This is a genomic window from Enterovibrio nigricans DSM 22720 (assembly GCF_900167155.1).
In the GTDB taxonomy this organism is placed as follows: Bacteria; Pseudomonadota; Gammaproteobacteria; order Enterobacterales; family Vibrionaceae; genus Enterovibrio; species Enterovibrio nigricans.
Genome location: NZ_FUXU01000134.1, coordinates 1 through 6,077, shown reverse-complemented (window position 1 = coordinate 6,077; position 6,077 = coordinate 1). Strand labels below are relative to the sequence as shown.

Here is a 6,077-nt window from a genome sequence, read left to right as displayed (position 1 = left end):
GAAGATCATGGATATGGATTGTCAGTTCAATCTGTTTCAAATAGCTAAGGTGCCAATAGAGAGACATGTAAAAATCAGGAGTGCCGCTACGCCTTTTGATCCTCAATACCAAGAATACTTGGCTAAGAGAAAATCAAAGAAGCAATGCCGTAACTCTTGGCATGAGCCTGCTCTCGCTGCTTTATAAGTTGCTGGGTGCCAATCGGTGCCTTCGTGAAGGCTTGAGCCTAGTGCGGTGAAAGTTGCACGCTGGGTTCTTAGAGGGACGACACTTGGTAACAGGTGTCGTCTACTCGACAAAAACGTTCTAGCAACAAAGGCTCTGCTATAGATAGGACAAACTAAAACAACAAAGCCTTCAACTGTTACTGAAGGCTTTCGAGAGTGTTGAATAGCCCTTTCAGAAAAGAGCTGTCAGCGGGCTATGCCGCCCCCAATCGATACCCACTCGGTGTCTTACCGGTCTTCTGTTTAAACACGCGGCAGAAATAGTTGGTGTCTCTGAAACCACAGCGGTGGGCGATTTCATCGACTTTGAAGTTGTACTTCTTCAACATGAATTTCGCGCGGTCGAGGCGCACGTATGTCACGTAGTCCGCAAACTTCACTGAGCCTTCTTGGTTAAACAGGCGCGAGACATGCGCTTGCGAGACACCAAAGCGATCGGCGATAGATACGCGCGTAATGTCTTTGTGGAAGTTCTCCTGCACGTAAATACACATGCTGCGGTAGAGTTTTTCCGAACGGCTGGTTTTCTCAAGTTGCGGGTTTTGCAGCAGTTCACGACAGTAAATGAGCAAGGCATTGGCCAACGACTCACCCATGGCACTGAAGCGTGGTTCGGTCGCGAGGCTGTTCAGTGAGTCAATGAGGTGCTCTAGGGCCATTGAAGAGGGGAGTGGCATGGCGTGTTTGAACACCTCAACAAAGCCTTCGCCTTCTTGGAAGTAAACAAAGCTGAAACCGACCTGATTTTTACTGAACAAGATCGACATCATTTTGCAGGAGTTTTCCCAAGTGGGTTTGCTCCACGCATTCGACGGGATGTAGATCATGTCGTTTTGATTTAGCGTAAGGTGTTCATCACCTTGGTTCGCGTCCACGACCAAATCATATTTCCCCTCAAGAATGATTTCCAAGCGGTTAAAGTTAACCTGATACGCGCCTTCTGGCGGCGTATTTTCACTGCTGCAGATGCGAACAAGTGAACCTTGGAAAGCACTCAATGAGTCGGAAATATGTTGGTACATGGTGTTGCCCTGACGTTGTTTTTTTATTATTCGGAATACCTAAGCAACCTGCATCGTGCTGTTTTGAAGTGGCTTAGGTATTGACGAAAAATTGGCGACTTTGGCTAAGTAGGTGTCGCGATGCCTGAGGTGATTTCCGTCACTGGAATAAAAGAATGCAGGGTGGATTATTGTTGCCACCCTGCATCGCTCTTTTTTCTTACGCTTGCGCTAACATCGCTTCTAACTTGTTCACGATTTCAGGCGCTTGTTTTGCTGCTTGTGTTACCGTTACTCGAACGATTTTCTTGCCTGCAAAACGCTCTTCTTTCTTGATGGCGATATCTTTAGTTAGTACCACAACATCTGCTGCTTCAACGTCTGCTGCGGTCAGTTCGTTTTCGATACCAATCGCGCCTTGAGTTTCAATCTTAACTTCCCAACCTTTAGCGCGTGCTGCGGTTTCCAGAGCTTCAGCAGCCATGTAAGTGTGCGCTACGCCAGATGGGCAAGATGTTACACCAATCAATTTCATAATCATTTACCTATGTATTTCTTATTTGTGTCTTTATTCATTAATCGAAGGACAGTTCCAGTTCTTCGGTTTGCGTTTGCTTTTCTTCTTCGCGGTCTGCCACTGGTTTTTTCAGTGCGTTGACAATCAGAGCCGTGGTTGCGGCACCGGCGATGACAGCGACGACGTACATCATGCGGCCTTCAACTACCGGCAGAACAATCAGGCCACCCCAAGGTGCGTGGTTCAGTACACCAGCCAGGAATGCGACGACGTTACCTACGATACCGCCTGCTACGATTGCTGGGATTACACGTGCTGGGTCATTCGCTGCGAATGGGATTGCACCTTCAGTGATACCGATACAGCCCATGATTGCCGCTGCTTTACCTGCTTCTTTCTCTTCTGGAGAATATTTCTTAGGCGCAAGGAATGTTGCCAGAGCCATACCTAGAGGTGGAACACAGATTGCGACACCAACACCGCCCATCAGCCAAGGCTGAGTGCCAACTTGAGTTTGTGCGAACAGGGTTGCTACTTTGTTGATTGGACCACCCATATCGAATGCAGTCATACCACCTAGGATTGCACCCAGAACCGCTTTAGAAGTACCTGCCATTGATTGCAGACCTTCGTTCATGAACAGCATGAAAGATGCGATTGGTTGACCGATCACCCATACAACCAGTGCAGATACGATGAAAGTACCGCCGATTGGGATGATGAAATACGTTGAAAGCGCTTTAAGCTTGTTAGAAAGAGGGATGCGCTTCAGTTGCAGAACAACGTAGCCAGCGATGAAACCCACCACGATGGCACCGAGGAAACCTGCTTGTACTTGGTTAGCAAGGTAAGCACCAATCATACCTGGAGCCAGTGCTGGACGGTCAGCGATTGAGTAAGCGATGTAACCACCCAGAACAGGAACGAACAGGGTGAAACCTGCGATACCCATGTCCCAAATGCCTTCTAGGAAAACACCTTCTGGAACCGCGCCTTTACCACCCAGCATTACAGACAGAGCAAGAAGTACACCACCCGCAACAACGAACGGCAGCATGTGGCTGGTACCCGTGAGGAGGTGTCGTTTGAGTTCTGCAACATTTGTTTTCATAAGAGACCTTTTCATTAACGTTTTGGAATTTATAAGGTTTTTAACCTCGTTATTTATGGGGTGATTATGCGCTGGGTACGACCCCAAAGATATTGGACAAACAATCCCTTTACTGGAGAAATGTTGCATGTTTTTCCGACTGAGAAGGTAGTCACATTAAGCGGGTGGCATACCGTTTTGGATACTGTGAGCTATGTCTGAATGTGGTGGTCTTTTGTGAATTGGGTCAATTTCAGGTGGGTGAAATGTGGTCGCAGATAGGACGTAGAAAATGAAAATGGCACCCGCAGGTGCCATAAAAAAACGAAAGTTTGGGTTAATATTCGATGTTATGAACCACTTTTTGCAGTAAGCCGATAAGTCGCGTCTTTTCTTTGTCGTCTAATGAACCGAGTAGTGCAGTATTAATATCAACCGGGAGGTGAGAGACATGAGGACGTAGATCTTTTCCTTTCTGCGTTAGAAAAATACGGTAGTTACGGCGACTGTCTGGATCAGCGCGACGCTCAACCAATTCTAATTTTTCAAGTTTGTCGAGCGTTCGGGTCGTTGTCGAGCTTTCGACTTTGGCTTTTTGCGCTATTTGGCGTTGCGTGACGCCTTCTTCTTCCCAAAGACACATCATCGTTGGCCACAGTGCGACGGTTAAACCGTGTTTTTTCAGCTCGGCATCCAAGTGTTTTTCCGCCTGACCTGCCACCACGTTAATTAGCCAACCAAAGCTTGTTTGGCGATCAAATTCGCTCACTGTCATTCTCTTTATCGTTTATAGGTTCAGCAGAACGCGCATTGCGCCGCCGACAATGCCCAACAGTATAACAGCACGAATATTTGATCTAAAAATGATACCCGCGCTATCTATCAATGAGGCGTGCTTTCCGGTAACCATGGCTTTTACCAAGGGTTTCCCCTTCATTTTGTAAATCACGATCGCCGCCACATGGCACACAACACTGGTAACCAGTGCGTAGGCAAGCCAAATATGAAGAGAAACCAATAAGTCGATGTCGTAGAGGATACTGTCATCGTTTAGGATTGGGTCGAAAAAGCCAGCCAATGACATACCGATAAAGCACTGAGCAATGAGCAAGCTCAACATCATGGTTACCATCCAACCGCCTGCAGGGTTATGACCTACACCATGATGAGAATGCTCGCCTTGCAGATAGCGAATGACCGTGTTGGGTGAGCAAATAAACTGTTTGAATCGGCTGGTATCACTGCCCGCGATGCCCCACGTAATGCGCCAGACAACAAGACATGCGAGTCCGATGCCGAACAATTCATGCGGGCCGTTGCCACTGAACCCACTTATCACCAATAACGTAAAAAGTGCGGCTTGGAGCCAATGGTATAAGCGGGTCGGGAGATCCCAAATCTTCATCACTCTTTCTCTTCTAAAAATGCATTGACGTTAATTTACACAACAATAGTTGCGTGCGCAATGTTTGTTGTGTAAATTATGTCTCAACTTAAAGGGGAAAGAGAAATGCAAGGTTACTGAATGGTATTTAAGCAATATAAAAGCATGAACACATGAGTGATTCCACCCAAAGCCATAACAAAGATGAAACAGAATATTTCCTGATGAGAGTGTGAGCGGAATGAATAGACTAATGAAAAACATATCCTTTTTGTCACTAGGTGTAGCAGCGTGCTTGTCAGTGGATGTTGCGAGTGCTGCAGATTTCTCATCGAAGATTGAAACACGCCAAGGCGAGTTTTTGTCGATGGCAGATAACCTTCGAACAATGAAAAAACTTGAAGATGGTCGCGACAGTGATTGGGAACAAATCAAAACACTGGCGTTAGAAAACACAAAGATTATGGTGGAATTGCCCACGCTATTCCCTGAAGGCAGTGTTGAAGGGAGCAAAAGTAAAGCGACGGTGTGGAGTAAATGGGACAAGTTTGAATCAGGCCTACATTCACTAAAGCAAAATTATGAAGCCATGGTGATTGCGGCCAATGAGCAAGACGCTAAGGCATTAAAGTCGGCGATAAAAAGTGCCGACCGCAGCTGCAAAAGTTGCCATCGTAGCTTTAAAACAAAATGGTAGTAGAGGATAGCCCAATGAAACGACAAGTATTGGTGAGTGTGCACCGTAGCGCGGGTGCATTAGCGTTGCTAACCATTATCGGTTTTTTTAGCTCAACCGTGATTGCCAAATTGTTTGGAAACATCGACCAGATAACGACCGTGAAAACCGTCATTGCGTCGCTCCTGCCGGTCATGATGATGTTCATGATGATAACGGGCGTAACCGGAAAGAAGTTATACCCGAATAAAGGGAGAGGCGTCATTGGTGCCAAGCAGCTACGCATGAAAGTAGCATCAATGACTGGCTTTTTCGTGATGCTACCTTCTGCGGTTTATTTATACTTTAAATCGTCAGGCGGTGAATTTGATGCCTTCTTCTGGTCGGTACAAACTCTAGAGCTGGTGGGCGGTGTGGTGAACTTCACCATGATAAGCCTAAACATTCGCGATGGCTTGTCGCTGAGAAAGAATAAGAAGGTGCGTAGAGAACAGCCAGCGTAACCGAAACAAGTAAAAAACACGCTGACTCATAGGGCGTATCGACCAACATGACGTTAACAAAAGGATGGGGATTTAGTGACGAATATCGCTGAATTTGGTTCAGCGTTCATGTTCATACATTGCTAATGTGATCTCAATCAGATTAATAGGGGCGATTCTCTCATAGTATGCCTACTTGATTTTAAGTGAGGCTAAGACCAGTTGCGGTGATTTCGCAGCAAGGCTTTAGAAATAGTATGAGTACATTGGTCGCGATTTCGTTAACAACCGGTATTTTGTCAGGTCTATGGGGATGGATTGCTATCTCTTTCGGCTTATTGTCATGGGCAGGTTTCCTGGGTTGCACTAGCTACTTTGCATCGCCAACGGGCGGCGTAAAAGGGCTTTGTTGCTTAAATCGATGGAACTAAATCTAGAAGCTACGATCTGATCGGCTACACCCATCAATCGTCGTAGTCTCATGTCTAAACCTCGTTACAAAACAACTAACTGGAAGCAGTACAACAAAGCCTTAATCAACCGTGGTTCTCTGACCTTTTGGATTGATGAGGAAACGATAGCTGAGTGGAAACAAAACAAACAAGGCAAGCGTGGTAGACCTCGCCGATTCAGCGACTTAGCCATTACTACCGCACTGATGGTGAAACGCATTTTCTCTATGCCATTGAGAGCGCTACA

At 46.4% G+C, this 6,077-nt stretch carries 8 protein-coding genes and 2 pseudogenes; 5 read left to right on the top strand and 5 right to left on the bottom strand.

Features of this window, described 5'->3' with window-relative positions:
* A pseudogene (locus B5D35_RS22340) lies at window positions 1-187 on the top strand (group II intron reverse transcriptase/maturase); the annotation flags it as partial.
* A gap of 235 nt (window positions 188-422) precedes the next feature.
* On the opposite strand, the gene B5D35_RS22330 reads toward B5D35_RS22340, so the two are convergent.
* The 5 genes from B5D35_RS22330 to B5D35_RS22310 form a co-directional block, all read right to left on the bottom strand.
* Entirely contained in the window at window positions 423-1,250 is an 828-nt protein-coding gene (locus tag B5D35_RS22330; RefSeq protein ID WP_078754635.1) for an AraC family transcriptional regulator, read from the bottom strand.
* A 199-nt stretch (window positions 1,251-1,449) separates the two neighbouring features.
* Complete coding sequence (locus tag B5D35_RS22325; protein WP_078754634.1) at window positions 1,450-1,764, bottom strand: PTS fructose-like transporter subunit IIB; 315 nt, start codon at window positions 1,762-1,764, stop codon at window positions 1,450-1,452.
* Between the two features lie 40 nt (window positions 1,765-1,804).
* Window positions 1,805-2,857, bottom strand: a complete 1,053-nt coding sequence (locus B5D35_RS22320; RefSeq protein WP_078754633.1) for a PTS fructose transporter subunit EIIC — start codon at window positions 2,855-2,857, stop codon at window positions 1,805-1,807.
* Between the two features lie 316 nt (window positions 2,858-3,173).
* The gene (locus B5D35_RS22315; protein WP_170915253.1) at window positions 3,174-3,611 is read right to left on the bottom strand and encodes a MarR family winged helix-turn-helix transcriptional regulator; all 438 of its coding nucleotides are present in this window, start codon (window positions 3,609-3,611) and stop codon (window positions 3,174-3,176) included.
* Window positions 3,612-3,623: 12 nt separating this feature from the next.
* Window positions 3,624-4,241 carry a cytochrome b/b6 domain-containing protein gene (locus B5D35_RS22310; RefSeq protein ID WP_078754632.1) on the bottom strand — a complete coding sequence of 206 codons (618 nt, stop codon included), beginning with the start codon at window positions 4,239-4,241 and terminating at the stop codon, window positions 3,624-3,626.
* Window positions 4,242-4,473: 232 nt separating this feature from the next.
* Here B5D35_RS22310 and B5D35_RS22305 point away from each other — a divergent pair, with 232 nt between their 5' ends.
* From B5D35_RS22305 to B5D35_RS22290, 4 genes and pseudogenes are all read left to right on the top strand, one after another.
* On the top strand, window positions 4,474-4,917 hold the full coding sequence (locus tag B5D35_RS22305; RefSeq protein ID WP_244556710.1) for a c-type cytochrome: 444 nt from the start codon (window positions 4,474-4,476) through the stop codon (window positions 4,915-4,917).
* 14 nt (window positions 4,918-4,931) lie between these two features.
* Window positions 4,932-5,399, top strand: a complete 468-nt coding sequence (locus B5D35_RS22300) for a hypothetical protein (RefSeq protein ID WP_078754630.1) — start codon at window positions 4,932-4,934, stop codon at window positions 5,397-5,399.
* A gap of 236 nt (window positions 5,400-5,635) precedes the next feature.
* A pseudogene (locus B5D35_RS22295) lies at window positions 5,636-5,785 on the top strand (DUF1097 family protein); the annotation flags it as partial.
* A 74-nt stretch (window positions 5,786-5,859) separates the two neighbouring features.
* A partial coding sequence (locus tag B5D35_RS22290; protein ID WP_170915252.1) for a transposase occupies window positions 5,860-6,077 on the top strand: 218 nt, incomplete at its 3' end.